This is a genomic window from Bradyrhizobium sp. USDA 10063, from assembly GCF_054063735.1.
The window spans coordinates 5178006-5196751 of sequence record NZ_JBSSGP010000002.1 but is presented as its reverse complement, the minus strand read 5'-3'; the positions used below and the strand labels follow the sequence as shown (position 1 = coordinate 5196751).

General features: G+C 58.5%; 12 protein-coding genes and 2 pseudogenes. 6 read left to right on the top strand and 8 right to left on the bottom strand.

Going from position 1 to position 18746, the window contains the following annotated elements; all coding sequences use genetic code 11:
* Positions 1-198: 198 nt before the first annotated feature.
* Both ACVJGD_RS26620 and ACVJGD_RS26615 read right to left on the bottom strand, forming a co-directional pair.
* Positions 199-1650, bottom strand: coding sequence for an MATE family efflux transporter (locus ACVJGD_RS26620; protein ID WP_456637060.1), 1452 nt, complete (start codon positions 1648-1650; stop codon positions 199-201).
* Positions 1647-8102, bottom strand: a complete 6456-nt coding sequence (locus tag ACVJGD_RS26615; protein ID WP_456637059.1) for an amino acid adenylation domain-containing protein — start codon at positions 8100-8102, stop codon at positions 1647-1649. Before ACVJGD_RS26615 ends, ACVJGD_RS26620 begins: the two co-directional genes overlap by 4 nt.
* A gap of 401 nt (positions 8103-8503) precedes the next feature.
* Between ACVJGD_RS26615 and ACVJGD_RS26610 the strand changes: the two genes are divergently transcribed.
* Positions 8504-8719, top strand: a complete 216-nt coding sequence (locus ACVJGD_RS26610) for a hypothetical protein (RefSeq protein ID WP_456637058.1) — start codon at positions 8504-8506, stop codon at positions 8717-8719.
* A 396-nt stretch (positions 8720-9115) separates the two neighbouring features.
* Here ACVJGD_RS26610 and ACVJGD_RS26605 read toward each other — a convergent pair whose 3' ends face one another.
* Positions 9116-9703 carry a GNAT family N-acetyltransferase gene (locus ACVJGD_RS26605; protein ID WP_456640383.1) on the bottom strand — a complete coding sequence of 196 codons (588 nt, stop codon included), beginning with the start codon at positions 9701-9703 and terminating at the stop codon, positions 9116-9118.
* A 405-nt stretch (positions 9704-10108) separates the two neighbouring features.
* Here ACVJGD_RS26605 and ACVJGD_RS26600 point away from each other — a divergent pair.
* A pseudogene (locus tag ACVJGD_RS26600) lies at positions 10109-10773 on the top strand (IS3 family transposase); the annotation flags it as partial.
* A gap of 283 nt (positions 10774-11056) precedes the next feature.
* On the opposite strand, the gene ACVJGD_RS26595 reads toward ACVJGD_RS26600, so the two are convergent.
* The 3 genes from ACVJGD_RS26595 to ACVJGD_RS26585 all read right to left on the bottom strand — a co-directional run bounded on the left by ACVJGD_RS26595 (position 11057) and on the right by ACVJGD_RS26585 (position 14654).
* On the bottom strand, positions 11057-12091 hold the full coding sequence (locus tag ACVJGD_RS26595) for an IS630 family transposase (RefSeq protein ID WP_456637057.1): 1035 nt from the start codon (positions 12089-12091) through the stop codon (positions 11057-11059).
* A gap of 172 nt (positions 12092-12263) precedes the next feature.
* Complete coding sequence (gene htpG / locus ACVJGD_RS26590) at positions 12264-14141, bottom strand: molecular chaperone HtpG (RefSeq protein ID WP_456637056.1); 1878 nt, start codon at positions 14139-14141, stop codon at positions 12264-12266.
* Between the two features lie 228 nt (positions 14142-14369).
* The gene (locus tag ACVJGD_RS26585; protein WP_456637055.1) at positions 14370-14654 is read right to left on the bottom strand and encodes a hypothetical protein; all 285 of its coding nucleotides are present in this window, start codon (positions 14652-14654) and stop codon (positions 14370-14372) included.
* Between the two features lie 213 nt (positions 14655-14867).
* On the opposite strand from ACVJGD_RS26585, the gene ACVJGD_RS26580 reads away from it, so the two are divergent.
* Positions 14868-15221, top strand: a complete 354-nt coding sequence (locus ACVJGD_RS26580; protein WP_456640382.1) for a transposase — start codon at positions 14868-14870, stop codon at positions 15219-15221.
* Positions 15222-15249: 28 nt separating this feature from the next.
* On the opposite strand, the gene ACVJGD_RS26575 is transcribed toward ACVJGD_RS26580, so the two are convergent.
* Both ACVJGD_RS26575 and ACVJGD_RS26570 read right to left on the bottom strand, forming a co-directional pair.
* A complete protein-coding gene (locus tag ACVJGD_RS26575) occupies positions 15250-15519 on the bottom strand; it encodes a transposase (protein WP_456637054.1) in 270 nt (89 codons plus the stop codon).
* A 352-nt stretch (positions 15520-15871) separates the two neighbouring features.
* Positions 15872-16031 (bottom strand): annotated as a pseudogene (locus ACVJGD_RS26570) (SOS response-associated peptidase); the annotation flags it as partial.
* 854 nt (positions 16032-16885) lie between these two features.
* On the opposite strand from ACVJGD_RS26570, the gene ACVJGD_RS26565 reads away from it, so the two are divergent.
* From ACVJGD_RS26565 to ACVJGD_RS26555, 3 genes are all read left to right on the top strand, one after another.
* Positions 16886-17215 carry a hypothetical protein gene (locus ACVJGD_RS26565; protein WP_456637053.1) on the top strand — a complete coding sequence of 110 codons (330 nt, stop codon included), beginning with the start codon at positions 16886-16888 and terminating at the stop codon, positions 17213-17215.
* Positions 17216-17478: 263 nt separating this feature from the next.
* Positions 17479-18153, top strand: a complete 675-nt coding sequence (locus ACVJGD_RS26560) for a formyltransferase family protein (RefSeq protein WP_456637052.1) — start codon at positions 17479-17481, stop codon at positions 18151-18153.
* Positions 18132-18737 (top strand): hypothetical protein, encoded by a 606-nt coding sequence (locus ACVJGD_RS26555; RefSeq protein ID WP_456637051.1) that lies wholly within the window; start codon positions 18132-18134, stop codon positions 18735-18737. The genes ACVJGD_RS26560 and ACVJGD_RS26555 overlap by 22 nt, the downstream gene beginning before the upstream one ends.
* The last annotated feature ends 9 nt before the right edge of the window (positions 18738-18746 follow it).

Here is an 18746-nt window from a genome sequence, read left to right as displayed (position 1 = left end):
CACGAATCGCTCAAAAGCAAAATCCCAAAACGCAAGAAAGCGAGGCCAGACACCCGGCTTTCCTGCAAAATCAAATACTGTAGCGAGACCAATTCTGCTTATTTTTCGACCCAATCCGCATTCTTCACGGACGACTACGATGCGTCGACGATCAGATCGCTGCTGGCGAGGCGTTACCTCAACCGAACACAACTGGCATCAGCAACTTGCCTCGCTTTTCCCCTTCGGATTTGCAGAGCAAGGCGGAGAGCAAGGCGGCCGGAGCGCTCGTCCGAGGTCAGCAAACTGGTGGAGCATGACGATCAGCGCGATCATTCCGGCGCCCAGCTCAGCGATTGCCTGACTGGCCAGTAGCCCGTTGAAGCCCCATACGACCGAGAACAACGGCACCGCCGGTATGAAGAGATAGCCTTGCCTCGCCAAGGACACAACCGCACTGAGGCGTGCTCTCCCGAACGACTGAAGCATCGTTGTCACGAAGGCCTGAATACCAAAAAGCCCAAAAAACAGATGGAAGACGATGCAGGTCGAGACGGCAATGTCCGTGACCTTCTCGCTATCGCTGAACAGCCTAACCAACGGTCGGGTAAAGATCACAACGGCTGCAGAATACGCTACCGAAAGAGAGATAGTCATGAAGAGTAGGAACTTCGCAGCCTTCAATACGCGAGCATAGTCGCGTGCGCCCCAGCTGAAACCCAGGATAGCTTGAGATCCGATACAGAAGCCGGTGATAGGCAGTGCGCCAATCGTCAGAAAGCGTACTGCTATTCCGATAGCCGCGATGGAATCGTCCCCGAATGGCGTAACTGCTCGGTACAAGAGCATAAAGGCAATGGCAGATAAAATACTGGTCATGGTCGCCGGCGCCCCTATGAATGCCAGCTGTCTGATGCGATCTGCTCGCAACGAGATGTGAGACATCCTGACTCGGACGATCCCGCGACGCATCGAAAAATGCGCGATATAGAGGTTGATAGCGACGACCTGAGATGCCAGCGTTGCGAGGCCCGCACCTCGTGCACCGAGGTGAAGCAGGAATATGAAGACGGGATCAAGCACAGCATTCAACGTGAAGGCGGTAATCATCGTCCACATGCTGAAACGTGTATCGCCCTCGGCTCTGACGATGAAGCCGTTGACGATGTTCAGAAGCATAAGGGTGCACCCGAACAAAAGAGGCACCGCGTAGTCCAGCGCCACAGGCATGATGGTTGGAGTTGCGCCGAGTGTTACGAAGATCGCTTGCAGATTTAGAAGCAGAACGAACGTAAGCATGATGCCGATCGGAGCGGCGAGCGCGAGTGCAGTAATCGCGCATTGGCTAGCCTCCTGATAGTCACCGGCGCCAAAATGACGAGATATCAACGACGCTGTTCCGATACCGATTCCCTGTCCGATCGCCGTGAGCAGGACCACGATCGGAAAGGTCATGCTGACAGCTGCGATCGCTTGCGTGCCAAGTGCGCCAACGAAGATCGCGTTGACGACCTGCTGTAACGCGTTGATGGATACACCAACGATGGACGGAATGGCGAGCCGCAGGATGAGGCTCGAGAGGTTGGAGTCCGATAGATCGATGTGCCGCTTTGTCCTTGGCATCACGTCGCGATCGCTCTCGACGGCAAACTCTCCATCCGACTCATTCACTGGATCGAGGCGCCGCGAGCGCGTCCGAATTCGCTGATCGTCTGCAACAGCTCTTCCTGCAACACCGTGCAAAGACTGCGGGTCACCTCATAACCGCCCTGGGTTGGATTATACCTCGTTTCGATCTGCAGTTGGCCGGCTTCATAGCCGACACTGAACCAGAACAGGTAGTTCACGCCAGCTTCATCCATGTCTTTGCCGATCCAGAGTGGTGAGGGGTCCTGGGCAAGCAGACGGCGAGGAAAATGGCGCTGCAAACCCACGCGATAATTCAATCCAATTCTGGGTAACGGAAGGCGATTGATCCGGCTCTGCACGGCTGGATCTCGGTTCAGGAATTTCATGGCCCGAAAGCCCGCTCCCCTGCGCGGCACGGCATTGCGCTGGCGGTGTATTGAACGGGCACGATCGGCACGCGGCTCCGTTCCAGTGAGACTCAAGGGAAGTGGAACGATCTCGCTGATAACGCCGAGAATCTGAGATGGGTCGAGATCGTCAAACAGCCGACCGCGAGTCGAGATAAGGCAATCAATCCAGAGCGAATAGTTGCCAAATACCCGTCCAAAGGTGCCAGACAAGGCGGCAAGAACCACGTCAACGTCCTGACAATGCGCCGATCGGGTGGCAACATTGAAAAGATCAGCTGTCGCAAGCTTGTCAATTTCCAGATAGTATTTGGCCTGATCTTCCCAAAGGGATCGGCAAGTCGGTTTATCCATCCGCCCTTCAATGCGTGCATAGTGAAGCTCTCTTGCGGTCGCTTCCGAAAAGCTAGCGCGGCCCGGAGGAGCGTCGTCGACTTGCACATTGAATTGATGATAGTCAATCGCCTCCCAATATTCGAGTTCGGCTGGCGCTTCGCTGTTTGCGTAGTGCTCAAGGCGCGTCAACCAGGAGGAGAGCATTTGTATGTTCTCGGGGCCATTCGTGGTGTGGCCCGAGGCAAGGGCGTTATACGCTGCATCCAATGCTTCCAGGAACAGTCGATAGCCGATCCCATCCACTGCAAAATGATGGATCAGAACCAGCAGATAGTACTCGCCGCTTTCCGATGTGCGGAACACCGTGATGTTGATGAGGGGCGACAGGCCATCAAACTGAAATTTATGCTGACGTTCTGCCGAGATACTCTCGATTGCCTTACGCTGCTGTAGACTGGTCATTCCGACAAGATCGATCTCCTCCAAGACGCGTTCGACGGCGGAAGGCCCGATTGTCAGACGGAGACCATTGTCGGTTCGGTCAATACGGAGCCTGAGGCCTTCATGCCGACCCATGACATGGGCAAGACCGCGCTCCAGTATGCGGATGTTCAGGGTGCCGGCTGGCAAGAAGAACAGATCGCCGATGTTGAAATGCTCATCGAACCCGGCAAGGCTATTCCAAGACGAGATTGCGGGGGTAACAGGCAATGAGCCACTCGCCGATGGGAAGTTTGTTACCGCCCCTTCGCCTGCCGCCAATTCCCTGATAGTCGGTGTTCGATAGATTTGGTCGACAGTGAGAGTCAGCCCGGCTTTGCGCGCCAGCGTCACGGAGCGCACGCTCAGAAGAGAATTTCCCCCGATATCAAAGAAGTTCTGATCGATTCCGACACAGCTGACGCCTAACAGGTCCTGCCAAATCCCGGCAAGAATAAGCTCCTTGGTCGTGCGGGGCTCAGCAGATGGACCAGAGCCAGCTTCGCGGTAAGGAACGGTCTGCAGGCGAGCTCGATCTATCTTGCCGCTAGCCGTAAGCGGGATGCTGGCAACCAGACGGAAGGAGGAGGGAATCATATTGGATGGCAACGTATGGCGCAGGTGGGTGCCAATATCTCCCGAGCCCAGACTGTCGCGTACGGGCACCACGCTAGCGATCAAGCGACCGTGGTCCTCCAGGACTTCTGCGACGACCGCCGCCTTTGCAATGCCCGGATGAGACTCAAGGGCCGTTTCGATCTCCTCCAGCTCGATGCGAAAGCCTCGTAGTTTGATCTGGTTGTCCGATCTTCCGCAAATCTCAAGAAGGCCGCTGGTTGAAATGCGCGCGATATCACCAGTGCGATAAAGAATGCTGTATTGTCCATCATCATAAGGATTTGACACGAAACAGCGACTGGTCCGATCGTCATCCCCCCAATATCCAGCGCTCACGCAGCGTCCCGCGATGCAGAGCTCGCCGGCTGCTCCGACCGGGACTCTCTTCAAGTGGGCATCGAGCACGTAGAGTTTGACGTGGTCGATTGCGCGCCCAACGGGGACGAGGGACGAGCCGTCGTCGGTATCCGATGTCTCGTAGACAGCGGCATTGGATGCACATTCCGTAGCGCCATAGAAGTTCCACAACGGCACGTTCGGAAAATGCGCCCGCCAGCGAACGGGGAGCCAGGAAGGCATTGGTTCGGCGCTGCTTGTGACCAACCGCAAGGTGGTCAGTTGCGGGTTACGGTCCTGGGAAGCAATGAGGCCGGACAGCAGTGCCGGTGAGGCAAATAAGCGTGTCACGCGATGTCTCGCCAACACGCCCAACAATAGATCTGGATCAAGCAACTGCTCTTGAGTCAGGATCAGTGCGGGCACGCCTCGCAAAAGCCCCCCAAAGTACTCCCAAGCGGACGCAACAAGTGACGCGGACTTCTGAACAACTATCACGTCGGTACTGTCGAAGGGAAAGCGTCGCCACATCCAGTTCAGTCGATTGAGAATTGCCGATTCCGGTATAGGAACCCCCTTCGCTTTCCCGGTTGAGGACGACGTGTATATAAGGTTTGCAATACCCGGATCTGATGGTTTCCCGCTGCACTCACAACCGTTAGCGGACACGCTGCACCCTTCCAGGGTCGATAGACAAACCGACGGCAAGTCAAACCCAGGGTCGACGCTATCTGCGTGAACCAAAAGCCTTGCCTGACTATCTCGCAGGATATGTTCGATCCGATCACGAGGATAATCTGGTGATATAGGGACAACAATGGACCGCAAGGCGCGTGCCGCCAGAATAATAGCGGCCACGTCAGGCGACCGGTCGACCAGCATCGCGACCATATCGCCAGTCCCTACGCCAGAGGCCCGTAGTGACGACCTGATTGCCGTAATGCGCTCACGTAGCTGGTGAAATGTGATCTCTCCGAAATCACCGAAATATGCCACTTTGTTGCGATTGGAGACGCTGACTTGCTCGAATGCTTCGACAAGCGGGCATTCAGCCTCATACGGCTGCGCCGAGCCATTAAGCGAGTCCAGCACAGCGACGTCTGACGCGCTGAGACAGCTCAGGTCCATAATGGGCGCAAGCGGCTTCTCAACGCAGGCTGCAATAAGACATCGCAAGTTGTCGGCCATGCGGGCGATCAGATCGCCGGAAATTATGTCTTCCGCATACGCGAGCTGAAGAGCAATTTCATCGCCCTGATCTTGTGCGTACAGTGTCAGATCGAATTTTACGTAGCCGGTCTCATACTCGCGGAATGTCAGATCCAACCCATGTTGGCCAGGTGGCTCTGCCGCCTCAGAATACATGTTGAACATGACCTGGAAGATCGGTGATCGTCCCGCTTCGCGATATAGCCGGGTATCTCTCACCATCCAGCTGAACGGATATGCCGAATTTGCGATCGCATCGCTGACCAGGCCCTGGACGCGCAAGGCATGATCCTCAAACGACTGGCCGACATCGATCGCGGTGCGGATTGGCAGCATATTCAGGAAAAAGCCGACAATTTCGGCGCTGCCAGGTTGGTCGCGGACGACGTGCGGGATGCCAACGATAATATCGTCCTGACCGCCATACTTTCGCAGCAGCAGCTTGAAGCACGCGAGAAGTGTGGTCGAGGTGGTGCACCTATGTCGGCGTGCAAACTCCCGTACCTGATTGGAGAGCTCACTGCCAAGTAACACCGCTTGCGAGGCGCCGCGGTAGGAATTTGTCTGCGCCCGCGCCCGCCCCGTTCCAAGCGAAAGCACCGGCGGATCATCGCCAATCTGACGACGCCAATAGCTGCGTTGGCCGGCCAGCGCCTCTAACGTAAGGTGTTGTTGTTCCCATATTGCGTAGGCCGAGAGTGATGCGCGGTTCTCAGGCAAGAACGCCGCGGCATCTGCGTATCTGTGTCGAAGGTCTCTGAGCAGAACAGAGATCGACCAGGCGTCGATGATAATTTCGTGAGCGCTGATCAGGATGAGATGGTTATCAGCGCCAAAACGGATCATGCGCGCGCGAAACAGGTGGCCTTGGCTGGGATCAAAGCTGCTGTTCAACTCTGTCTGCCGCAACTCCGCGATGAGCTCCTCAGCGCCCTTCGCTGTGAGATGAGATGCATCAACCAAGTCTAGATCTGCGCATTGCGGAACATCAAACAGCTGAACCGGACCGTCATCGTCGATAAAGCGCGCCGAAAGTGCCTGATGGGAATGAACGACGTCGGTCCAGGCGCGATTGAACGCGGCTAGATCAATGTTGCCCCTTATTCGCAGGCCACCTTGAATGATGTAGTTCCTCGCGGACGGATCGAGCTGCGAGAGAAACCAGAGATGCTCTTGAACCCTCGTTAGAGGCGATCGTGTGAGCTTTCCAGGCGCCGGAGCTTTGCACGGTTCGGAGTCGAGTCGGGCCGCGATCGCTGCCGCCAGCGATCGGATCGTTCCATTCAAGACCAGCCTGAAGTCCACTCTCTGTCCGAGCGTGGTATGCAACTGGCTCAATATAAGCATTGCCCGGAGCGAGTCTCCGCCGAGGCTTATGAACTCGTCGTTTACGCCAATGTTTTCAATACGCAGAACGCCGGACCAGATCTGACTCAGCTGGGCTTCGAGCTTTGTTTGTGGCGCCTCGAATGGCGTCAGCAATGAGGGGCGAATACTGGTCGGGTCCGGCAATGCGCCTAAATCGATCTTTCCGTTTCTGGTCAGTGGAATGGCACCGACGTGGATGATCCTCTCTGGGAGCATGTACGTGGGAAGCGATTCAGCGAGGAAGTTCTGAAGTTCGTCTTCTGCTACGTCGATCGGAGCTGACACATACGCGATGAGTCGTTTCGATCCGGCGGCTTCTGCCTGGGTTATGTCCCTTGCCGTAAGCTTTACGCCGGTGCGGACGGAGGCAACCGCGACAGCGCCACGTACCAAATGGTGAGCGCAGAGGCGGGCTTCGATTTCTCCCAGCTCAATTCTGTGCCCGCGGATTTTGACTTGGCGGTCCCGTCGACCGAGACATTCCAGAAGACCATCAGAACGAACGCGCCCGAGATCACCTGTCTTGTATAGGCGGCGGAACGAGGGATCGGTTGAGAACGGGTTGGGCCCAAAGGCATCCCTGCTGCGGACATCGTCATTGACGTAACCGGCAGCGACACCAACGCCGCTAACACAGATTTCGCCGACCTCTCCCATGCCGCACAGCCGCGGTCCGTCAGCGACATAAACCGCAAGGTTAGAAATCGGCTTGCCGATCGGCACATAGAGGTCGGCTGGCGCAGGCGGTGCAGAAACCAGATGATGTGTCACGCCGTCCGCGCACTCGGTCGGCCCGTAGTGGTTGAGAATCGGGATCCGGGGATATAAAGCAAGCCACGCGCGTGCCAATCCGGGCGTTAGAGGTTCTCCGACCGTGGAAATAATCCGCAAACTGTCCAGAGCTCGGTCAGCCGCCGCAAGCGACTGCAGATGCTCGACAAATATCGCGAGCATTGACGGGACGAATTGCGCCACCGTTACGCCGCATCCTTGAATCGCTCTGAGAAAGCAGCCTGGCGACTTCAGTGTCGCTTCATCAATGATCGCGATCCTGGCTCCGACGCAAAGCCCTGCCAAAAGCTGCCACAGCGAAATGTCAAAGCAGTGCGATGCAGTCTGCGCGATACAATCCATCCCTGTGAGGCGCAGGGCGTCGATCTTTGCCATCAAGTGATTGTTTAGGGCTGCGCGCTCGATCGTTGCGCCCTTTGGTTGGCCGGTCGAACCAGACGTAAACAGAATATAGGCAAGTCGATGCCCGCGCGATGATGGCGCGACGGACGAGGTCTGGCCCTCACATAGCGCCGCCGCTATCGGGATGAATTGCGTGGCGTCGTTGCTGCTCGCAGAGAGTTGGTTAGGCCAAGCCAGCCGGTCGGGGCCAATGATCAGAGCGCAGCGGCTCTGCTCGATCATGAATGATGTACGCGAAGCCGGTAATGATGGATCGAGTGGCAGGTACGTTGATCCGGCCTTCAAAATTGCGACAACTGCCGTTGCCCAGTCGAGATCTCGCTTGCCCCAATAGCCGACGACCGCGCCCTGAGCGCCATGCTCTTGCAACGTCCTTGCGAGAGCATCCGATCTTAGTTGCAACGCCTGGTAGGTAAGTTCGGCTCCGCCGTAGCTCAGCGCGCCCCTCTCCGGAGCCGATCTTGCAAAACGATCCAGCGCCGTGATCGCGTCGATCGGTTCGCGGTCCACAAATTGAGTTGTGCCGGATCGGGTTTCGGTAAGCATACGCGTCTCGCCATTCATCGCTTTCTGCGGCCCTTAGATCAAAAAATTGTTTGAAGCCCACCGCATTCGATGCAGTCGCCCGGTGGGAATGACCCACGCTTGGTGGATTTGAGCCCACCAGACCTCAGCATCAGACGTGCCAACTTTGCCAAAGAGACGATTCGTATGCTTTGCGCTAGCTGGGCGGGCCGCCTCACGTGTTCAGTGTCTGGCCGCGAACATAAGCCGTCCTCAACCGAACGCGGTCATGTCAGGTTATTGCCAATCAATCCTAACCGGATAGGGCGACGGTATGAATAACTCGTCGTGTGAGCTCAAAACCGAATACGGTCGAGCCAGATGGCGCGGGTCGCCCTCCACGCTATGCCCACTCGACCGTACCGCTTCGATCTCGGCTCCTCATGGCGGTTCCGCTGGACATCGACCAGTTCGGTGTGAACAGAGCGCGGGTAGCGTCGAGCAACACATTTTTGAGTCGTCACTGCTTCCTCGCTGGCGAATTCGAAAACGGGGGCTCCCTCGACCTATGGGACGCGCCGGTCTGCTCGGTGGCGGTGCGCACTCGTAGCGTCTGGATGGAGGCCGCGTTCACTCATATCGATCTCGCCGCGCGCTGACATGAGCGGCTTGCGAAGGCCTCGCCACGAGCTCGTCCTTGAAAAGGCCAGATATCATCAGCTCGCGCTCACCGGAGCCGCCCGAACGTCCGATTTCGAATCGCACCGTCTTCCGATTGAGCGTGCAGCAGGGCCATGAGCCAACAAGGCGAACGAGTTCTCCCAGATCAGAGCCGGTTTGTGGTGATTATGATCTGAATAGAGCAAACGGCGTGCCGATTGACTGCAGTTCACTGCGCTGGGATGCCTTAGAGGCACAATAAGAAGTGCCTCAAAGCTGGCAAGTCGGCCTCGGTTGGTGCGCGACTCTGCGCTAGACTCACAGTTCGCGGTGTCCGCAAGGAAGCTCCGGCAAGCTGCCTGACTGGAGCGTGCGAAGCGTCACCAAATTCCTGCTCAATAAGCCGTTCGCAACATTGGCGTGAGCGGCGGCGAGGAACCGTGTTGTATCTCACCAATGACCTTGAAGCCGTGACGTTGGTAAAAGGGAATGTTTTCAGGGTTCGAGCTTTCGAGGTAGGCAGCGATGCCCTCCGCATCACATCGTTGAAGAGCGTATTTCATCAGCAATGTGCCAAGTCCTTGTCCGACCCAGTTCGGATCGACGGCAATGAGTGGCAGATACCAATGTGGCTCGGGGGGATGATGTTCGGCCATTCCCTGCCGTAGGTGTGCCATATCTTCGGTGATCTCCGGGCGCAGGGATAGCGCCATGATTGCATCCAGCGCTTCCTCATCTTGCTGCACGTCGGGAGGCAGCCACAGGGCTGCGGCGCGAATCTCTCCCGTGACGTAGGCTGTGCCATGCGCAAATGCTCGTCCGCCACAGGCATCAATGAACTGAGGCATGCTCCTAAGGTATTGCCTTGGGTCAGGCCAACTCCAACGCATCAACGGATCGGCGGCAAAGCCGAGCACAATTGTCCAGACGGTGCTTGCCCGAATGTTTGCGTTCGCAGATCTGATAACAGACTCCTCTGTCATGATGTCGTTTTCGGGCCTCTGTTTGGGCGTCGGCGTTGCAAAGGGGGAGAACGGCATCGACGCCTCTGAACGAGAGCAGAATGGATGCACCGACGGATATTTCGTCGGGTGCATTTGGCTTCCGTTCCGAGCTCTCCGCCTCGCCCCCTGATCGGAACGGTTCGAAAGACTTCTTGGCGCTGGTGATGCTTGCCAGGCCAGGTCCGAGATCCACGCGTTGAGGCATGTTTGTTTCGCTCTGTCTTGGAAAACTGTAGTCACCGGGGGCGGCATATCCGAAGAAATTGTAGCGAAGGCCTCCCCAGAATGGGTGGGACCAGAGCTGGCTCCGGAAATCTGGACAGGGCGATAAGTGGAGTTTCTGCCTGACGGCGGGCAAGATTGTCCCGCGAATCAGGAGAGACGATGAGCAGACGAGCCCGCCGGCAGCACGCACCGGCATTCAAGGCCAAGGTGGCGTTAGCGGCGATCAAGGGCGAGATGACGCTGGCCCAGCTGGCTGAGCATTTCGACGTGCACCCGAACCAGATCACGCAGTGGAAGTCCCAGCTTCAGGAAGCTGGCGGCCGCGGCGGAGGCAACAGAACGAGCGAGCCCGCGGTGGACGTGAAAACGCTGCACGCCAAGATCGGGGAGCTGACGCTTGAGAACGATTTTTTAGAAGGCGCGCTCAGCAAAGCCGGCCTGCTGAGCGCAAAGCGATGATCGACCGTGAGCACGACCTGCCGATCACGAAACAGGCGGAAGTTTTGAAGATCAGCCGTGGCAGTGTCTATTATCTACCACGTCCGGTGTCGCCCGCCGACCTCGCGATCATGCAGCGGCTTGACCGGCTGCATTTGGAGTTTCCTTTGGCCGGTTCGCGAATGTTGCGAGACCTGCTGGCTGCCGAGGGGTGCAAGATCGGCCGCCGGCATGTCAAAACGCTGATGCGGCGAATGGGGATAGAGGCGCTCTACCGCCGACCGCGTACCACCAAGCCCGAACCCGGGCACAAGATCTATCCGTATCTGCTGCGCGGGATGGAGATCACACGCCCGAACCAGGTCTGGGCGATGGACATCACCTACAGTGCGCCTCGCCCCACAGTGGGGGAGCGTATGACTGGAATGCAAAAGAGAAAGGAGGATTGAGAAAAAAAGTGACTTGTTCCCTGCTGTGAGGGGACATGAGCCCAAGCGGCGGTGACCTGTCGTCAACTGGCAGGGTGACGTAGCCCGCAGGTAAAGGGGATTGAGGCGAACCCGTTAAGCTGAGATGGTCCCCGAGGCTGAAGTATTGGAAGGTTGAGAAACACGAACCGGTTCACCCGCATCTGAGGGCTGAAATGTCGCCTCCGTCTACACGGCTTACTCATAGGTCAGAAATATAGGCGACATCTGGATGCTTGAAGAAGGAGCGCACCAAAGCTGGTCTGTTGCCGATGTCGGCGAGCTGGGTGCGGACCCGGTCTTCCAATTTCTCGCCTGCGCGCAGCGGCCGGCGTGCATTGCCAGTGCGCTTGGCATGGCTCCATACGAGCTCGTCCGGATTCAAATCCGGGGCATATCCCGGAAGAAAGTGCAGCGTCAGCTTTCCCTGCGTGCTCGCCACGTAGTCCTTGACCACCGCCTTCTTGTGCGCGGGCAGCCCGTCCACAATCAGATGCAGCGCTTTCTTGCGGCGATACATCAGCTTCTTGAGCAGGTCCACGAACAGCTCACCAGACAGTGCGCCCTTGTACGTAGCGAACCAGAACGCGCCCTTGGCGCTCACCGCCGACGCCGCGCCGATGCTTTGCCGTTGCCCCGGCGTGTGCACCACCGGCGTTTCTCCTTTCACGCCCCACGTCGTGCCTTGCACCGCATCGGCCCGGAAACCGGATTCATCCCAGAAATAGACATCCGCTTTCTCCCGCTTGGCGCGCCGCGCAATGGCCGGATAGGTTTCCCGCTGCCAACGCTCGATCGCTTCCGGGTCACGCTGATAGGCGCGTTGCAATGGCTTCTGCGCGCTCAATCCCAAGCGCGCCAGCATCCCCCCGATCGACGCCAGACTCAGCCTCACGCCGAATTCCCGCTCCACCAGTTCGCGCACGATTTGCCGCGTCCACAGGCCAAAATCGAACCCGTATTGCAGCGGGTTCTTGCCGTTGATCCAGCGAAACACTTGTCGCTCTTGCACCGCCGTCAACTTCTTCGGACGTCCCGTTCCTTTGCGCGACGCCAGCGCCCGCAGGCCTTTCCCACGACCTTGCGCCGCGTTCATCCAGCGGTAAATCACGCTGCGGTGAAATCCATAGCTGCCGATGACCGCGCTCGGCTTTTCGCCTTCGCGCACGCGCTCCAGCGCCATCCTGCGGATTTCTTCCAGTGTCCGGTGGTCAAGAAGTCGGCCGTCGCGTTTCATGCCGATAGCATACACCAACGCTGCAACAATGTTGTCTATATTTCTGACCAATGAGTAAAGGGCCGAATGACACACATTCGGCCGTAGCGCTACATCTTCGGCCGGACTCTAACTCCATCTGGAAGAAATGCGCAGCGGCAAATCACTATCCACCCGGAGGCACCTGTCCGGGCTACCTACCGAGCCCCTGCAGCACCAGCCGGTTCAGCCTTGCTGCAAAGGCCGCCGCGTGCTCCGGCAATTCGCCGTCCAGGATCTGCGCCTGTTCGAGCAGAAGCAGGCTGAGGTCGTCGACGGCTTTGGAGCCGGCCTCTGCCCGGGTAATCGCCGCCACCATCGGATGGCGCAGGTTGATCTCGAGGATCGGCTTGGTGCGCATGCCGCGGTTCTGCTGCGACAGAATGCGCTCCAGCTCGCGACTCGGGCCGTCAGTGCCTGCGACGAGGCAGGAGGCGGAGCTGGTGAGGCGCGTGGAAGCCTTGACGTCACTGACGCGCTCGCCGAGCGCGGCCTTTATCAAGGCGATGGTGGCCGCTTCATCGGCGGCCGGCTCGTCCTTCTTCGCCTCGTCCGTTGCGTCGACGCGCGGGATCAGGTCGAGATTGAGGTCGCCCTGGCTCAAGGACTTCAGCGGCTTGCCCTCGAACTCCGCCGGCATCGAGGTCCAGAACGCGTCGACGGGATCGGACAGCAACAGCACCTCGATGCCGCGCGCGGTGGCGGCCTCCAGCCGCGGATTGGATTTCAGTCGCTCGATGCTGTCACCGACGAGATAATAGATCTCGGTCTGGTTCGGCTTGAAATCGGCGATAATCTGCTTGAGCGAGCGCTTCTCGCCTGACGTGGTGGTGAAGCGCGACAGCGCCAGCAGCTTTTCGCGACGCTCGAAATCCTCGTAGATGCCTTCTTTCAGCACCGCGCCAAAAGCATCCCAGATCTTGGCAAAATTCTCCGGGTCCTTCTCGGCGAGGCTTTCGAGCTCGGACAGGACGCGGGTCGCCACGGCTTTGCGGATCTGCGCGAGCTGCGGATTGTTCTGGAGCATCTCGCGGGAGATGTTGAGCGGGAGATCCTCGCTGTCGACGACGCCCCGGATGAAGCGGAGGTAACCCGGCAGCAGATCGGCATCATCGGTGATGAAGACGCGGCGGACGTAGAGTTTGACGCGGCCCTTGCGATTCGGCTCGAACAGGTCGAACGGCTTCGTCGACGGTGCGAACAGCAGCACGGCGTATGAGTGGCGGCCCTCGGCGTGGTAGTGCAGCGTGATCGCGGGATCGCCGAAGGCGGAAGCGATCTGCTGATAGGCCTTTTTGTAGTCGTCTGCCGTCAGCTCGGATTTCGAGCGCTGCCACAGCGCGCTTGCCGAATTGATCTGGCGCGGCTCGCCCTCACCGGGCACGAGCTCGATGGGAAACAGGATGTTGTCGGAATAGGCACCGACGATGCGCTCGATCTCGTAGGTCTCGAGATACTTCTTCGCGTCGTCCTTCAGGTGCAGGACGATCTCGGTGCCGCGCGCCACGCGCGCTGCGTCCTCGTCGCTGGCGCGGGCGATCTCGAATCCGGAGCCGCCGGAGGACGTCCAGGTCCAGACGTCACTCTCGCCGGCGCGGCGGCTGATCACGACGATCTTCTCGGCGACCATGAAGGCAGAATAGAAGCCAACACCGAACTGGCCGATCAGGCCTAGGCCGTCCTTGGCCTCCTTCAGCTTCGACACGAACGCCTTGGTGCCGGAGCGGGCGATGGTACCGAGATGGTCGACCAGCTCCTGCCGCTCCATGCCGATGCCGTTGTCGGCGATCGTCAGCGTATTCGCCGGCTTATTCGGAATGATACGGACCTTCAGCGCCTCACCCTCGCCAAGTAATGAAGGGATCGCGATAGCCTCATAGCGGAGCCTGTCGCAGGCATCCGACGCGTTCGAAAGAAGCTCGCGCAGGAAGATGTCGGTCTCCGAATAGACGGAGTGCACCATCAGGTGCAACAGCTCGGACACCTCGGCTTGAAAGGGCTGCGTATGCACAGCCGTATCTGACGTCGTCATGCATTCACCGGATCACAATTGGGTAAGGGGAAACCCGGATATAGCGCAGAAATACGATGGATCAAGAGTCGTGATGGGACTGTTTGACCTTTCCCGCCTGTGGCTGGAGGTCGTCCGAGGCCCCCTGAAGGGCGCAAGCGGGAGGCTCCGCGCGGCCACAACAAGCCGTCGACCACAGAAGTTCCGACGCGGCCCCTGAGCTTGACTTTGGCCAATTTTGGCGTGGGTCTATCGACCGCGCGCGATGCGGAACATGGGATCGTTCTCTACGATCTCGTGAGCGCTGGTCAACATGAGTTTCATGCGCCCGATGTTGCCGAAGGGCGTCCAACGATCTTTGACGTTCGACCAATAAAAGAGCTCGAAGCGGTCGGTATCTGGGATCGGTCGCAGCCGGGCAATCGGATTTGAGCTACGGCGATCGAGAATCGTATAGGCGCTGCCGCGCTTTTCCACGTTGTGATGCGTGAACTGGGCCGCGATCTGGGCAAGGACGGGGGCGGGCTTGGACATGACGGTCAATGTGCGCGACGATCGATGGGCATGCCAAGATGCATGAACCTGCCGATTCAATTTGTCGCACACCGGCAAGATTGCCGCGATTCACCGCGCCGACTCTACGGATGCGATGCAACCGTCCCGTCTTCTCCCCAGTTCTTCTGATCCGCTCCCACCTCGCTTTGTTGCCCGGCTGGCCGGCTTTGCCGACGTGTTCACGCGCCCAACCTGGTCGCACGTGCTGCTGGCCGGCGCACCGTCGCGGCGGCTCTGCGCATTCTGGGGCGAGATCGCGAGCCCGACTTCTGCACCTTTCACCGCATCCTCAACCGTGCGGCATGGTCGTCGCGGGCGGCCGCAGGACGTCTCCTTGTCGTGCTGGTCCGCAGCCTGGTGCCCGCGCACGGCCCGGTGGTGATCGGGCTCGATGACACCATCGAGCGGCGCTGGGGCACCAAGATCAGCGCCCGTGGCATCTATCGTGATCCGGTCCGCTCCTCTTTCCAGCGCAAAAATCGCGGTTGTGAAGGGCGCGGTCAACCACGCAGACAACGAGAAGGCCCCCGGGGGAGCGGGCGATGAGATGCCAAGAGATTGCTCTGGAAGTGGACTACGTTTTTGTTGACCGTTCTTCCATCGCGCGACCGATGCTCATGAGGTTGTCAGCAACAACGCCGAGCCCGACCCAGCGCTTCATTCCGGTGCGACCTTTGTAGCGGCAGCGATCGAGCCCGTGCCGCCGTTTGGCCACGCTGATGCGCCCCTCGCATCCGGTCCGCCATTTCTGGCCGCTCCGCTTTAGCGACTGGTGGCAGCTTTCGAGGGCTCCATATTGCGAAGCTTTTATGAATGTTAGCTGTGAGTTTCCCGATTTGTACACCGTTGGTTATACGTGCGACTACGGAGGCAGCCCAGGTCTTTGAGACGGCCGTGGACACAAACCGCGGGTGAGTCGAGATGAAAGCGTTTGCCGTGCTTGAGCAATTTGCTGCCACTCGCGCGGGGATCTGGCGCTGCGCTATGCCGAGGGCTCGCGCTAGCTCCCGCCGCTACCACCACCACCAAGGTACGGATGAAGCCGTGTCCCGTCGCAGAATCGCCGAGTATCCTTCATTCTCTGTCTCCATCATTTGGTCGTGCCACATGGTCGCGAGGCCCTCACCTTGCGTGGTCGGCGACCTATCGCTTTCGCAGAGATTATTTACAGCATACGCACTTTAGACCGCTGCGCTTTACGGGTCCCGTGCGACGATCTGCAGCGCACCGTCTAGCAATGGCTGCTGCAACACGTTCGCTTGGTCCCACGGTGCGCGCATCCAGACGTGCTCTTCATCGGTGGTCAGGATCACCGGCATTGCCTTCGGGGTGGATCGGCGCGACTACAGCGTTCGGCGGCGGTGGTCATTTGACTTGTCCGATTCCAGCAATTCCCCGCACTCTCCCGGATTGACCGAAGCTGAATTTGGTGCTGACTATCTATTTTTGTGCTCCTGATCCTGATCTTCTGATCGGCGCGTCATTGCGGCGGGACCGATGATATTGTTTTACATCTTTTGGATGACGATCATCGATCCCCGGACTTGGCTGGACGCTTGGTTGCCTCGCCAATCATTTTCAGCGCTTGATCCGTCGCGTTCTGGTTTTGACTGCTGATTCCGCTCGATGTCGCCCACCATTCCGGAATGATCTCGCCCGCGATTGATCGGGATACGGAGGCCTCGATCTGGCCGCTGAAGCGGCCTCTTCGTAGAGCGGTTCAAGGTCATCGCGCGGGTAGGCTCAGTGGGAAGTGACGAAGCGGTTCTCGAGCCCGACGATCCGAAGTCCAACATGCTGAACGTTCAAGTCGTGCCCAAGCGACCCGGGGAGCTCTTTGTCTATGTCAACGAGGCGGTGTGGGGCGAACGCCCACAGGACCGTTCTTCGCGAGGTTCTTTATCGACATCATCCCTGGTTTTGTCTCCGAGCCTGCGTTCATGGAAGGGTCGAGAAGGCTGATGATGTCGCTTTCCGCTGCTCTCTTGATGGATCGCAAGCGGATCGATGGTTGGAGGTTCCAGCATGGATGTTCGATCGGGCAGCATGCCCTGACGCAGAGCCTTTGACAGCTCAGCCGTTTGTCGGCATCGACGCACTTGCGGCGCTCTCTGCGCTTCTCGATCTGGCGTTGAAGGATCGAACGCCATCAGCTGCCCTGCTTTCTGGCGCATCCAGAGCCTCTCACGAGCAGAATCGGGGAGAGACTCATGTCACGGCAGACGGCAGTGCCAGGGAGCGGATACCGACACAATCGACAACCGCGGCCGCAGCAGCAGATGGATCTGTTCGGGAGAGGCCTGTCGAACGGCGCGATCGGCGCGCCGGCATGGCTGGATCTGCCGGCAGAAGCGCGGGCAGCGCTCACGAGCCTGATGACGCAGTTGATCCTCGACCATGCTGCGATGACCGCGACGCCGCCCGCGAAGGACATCATCTGGAGCGCAAGGCGATTCTTTACGTGCGTCAATCTTCGGCCCATCAGGTGTTGCACAATCGCGAGTGTGAATAAGCGGACAAGTGTGACCCCGGAGATGTGAACGAGATCAAGCGTTTGGCGTGCTGATCGGCGTCCGGACCCCACGCCGATCTACAGCGAAGTCGGATAAGTGACATAGCAGTGTTAGGGCTAGCATACTGACAGAGAACGATTTCTCCTTTGGCACGATACATGCGTAGTCTCCTCTATAAAGGCACATTGACTGAGGAGAAGTCGTCCGATGATCTCGCTCACCGGAAACTCAGACCAGGTTAAGGTGGCAGCTGCGGACGATATCTGAAGGCGTGGGGCCTGCCCGCGACATTGGAAGATCTGGGCGGCGCGCAAGAGTTTCGGCACCGCCAATACCCCCATATTGCGCAAGCGACTGTGGGCGCGGTTATCCCGAGCAAAATTCGAACCAGTGTGGCTGATTTGAGTCGCTACGTGGCGCGACCTGGTGGGAATGCCCAGCTTGATGGATGGACTGCAGGAGCGGTGAAGATGACATATTGGGCATCTCCGGCGCGCGGGAGCGCCTGCCAACCAGGCGATCAGAACAGGCTACCTGAAGCGCGATCGATCTCCCCTATCGTCGTTGTCGGCAGTGGTACGCTCGCTATCAGATGCGCGCAGCTGGCAATTGAGATGGGCCACGTCATTGGTGCAGCGTTGTGTGCCGATCGCGTATTCCGCGATTGGGCTGTTCGCTCGAACATCCCGTCTGTAGAAAGCGTTGAAGAGCTCTCTTCTTTTTTGAAGGCTGAGCCGATGGATTGGATTTTCTCCATTGCCAATCCGTTCATATTGCCACCGGACGTGTTTGGGCGAGTGCATCGAGGTGCTTTCAATTACCACGACGGTCCATTGCCACGATACGCGGGAACGCACGCGACGTCTTGGGCGCTGCTGGCGCAAGAGACCGAATATGCCATCACGTGGCATCGGATCGATGATGGTGTTGATACGGTGACGTCGTGGTTCAGCGCCAAGTGCTGATTGCGCCCACCGATACGGCACTGACCCTGAACCTTAAATGCTATGAAGCCGCGATCGAGGGCTTCCGCGAACTCTTAACTGGGCTCGAAAACGGGAGGCTTACGGCCTATCCGCAGGCGCTGGTGGGCAGAAGCTACTTTCCGAGACGTCGACGCCCAGATGCGGCAGGCTGTCTGCGATGGGATCAATCCGCGCAAGAGTTGTCCGCGATGACGCGGGCCCTAGGCTTTGGGCCATATCATCCCAATCCAATGTGTCTGCCCAAGGCGCTCGTTGGCGATGAGGCTGTCACAGTCAGGCGCATGGAGGTGTTGCCTCGACGATCGGGCGTTCCGGCAGGTTCCCTGCTTGAGGTCCACTCGAGCCATTGGCGTGTGGCGACGGGTACGCAGGATGTTGATGTTTGCTTTGGCAACTCCGATGGTCAGGTGTTGGATGCGCGCGCCCTCGCCAGGCACTTCAATGTGGATGAAGGTAGTCGCCTTCCGATCTTGAGCGATGATGAGGTGCGGAGCATAACTGCCACCCATGAATTGCTGGCGCCTCGGGAGGATTTTTTGGCGACAGCGGCTCGGGCAGTTTAGAGCATTGCA

Coding starts and splice junctions, on each gene's coding strand:
- ACVJGD_RS26605 (WP_456640383.1), bottom strand. CDS start 9,703: ATGACAGAGGAGTCTGTTATCAGATCTGCGAACGCAAACATTCGGGCA.
- ACVJGD_RS26615 (WP_456637059.1), bottom strand. CDS start 8,102: ATGCTTACCGAAACCCGATCCGGCACAACTCAATTTGTGGACCGCGAA.
- htpG (WP_456637056.1), bottom strand. CDS start 14,141: ATGACGACGTCAGATACGGCTGTGCATACGCAGCCCTTTCAAGCCGAG.
- ACVJGD_RS26565 (WP_456637053.1), top strand. CDS start 16,886: ATGTCACGGCAGACGGCAGTGCCAGGGAGCGGATACCGACACAATCGA.
- ACVJGD_RS26585 (WP_456637055.1), bottom strand. CDS start 14,654: ATGTCCAAGCCCGCCCCCGTCCTTGCCCAGATCGCGGCCCAGTTCACG.
- ACVJGD_RS26610 (WP_456637058.1), top strand. CDS start 8,504: ATGGCGGTTCCGCTGGACATCGACCAGTTCGGTGTGAACAGAGCGCGG.
- ACVJGD_RS26595 (WP_456637057.1), bottom strand. CDS start 12,091: ATGAAACGCGACGGCCGACTTCTTGACCACCGGACACTGGAAGAAATC.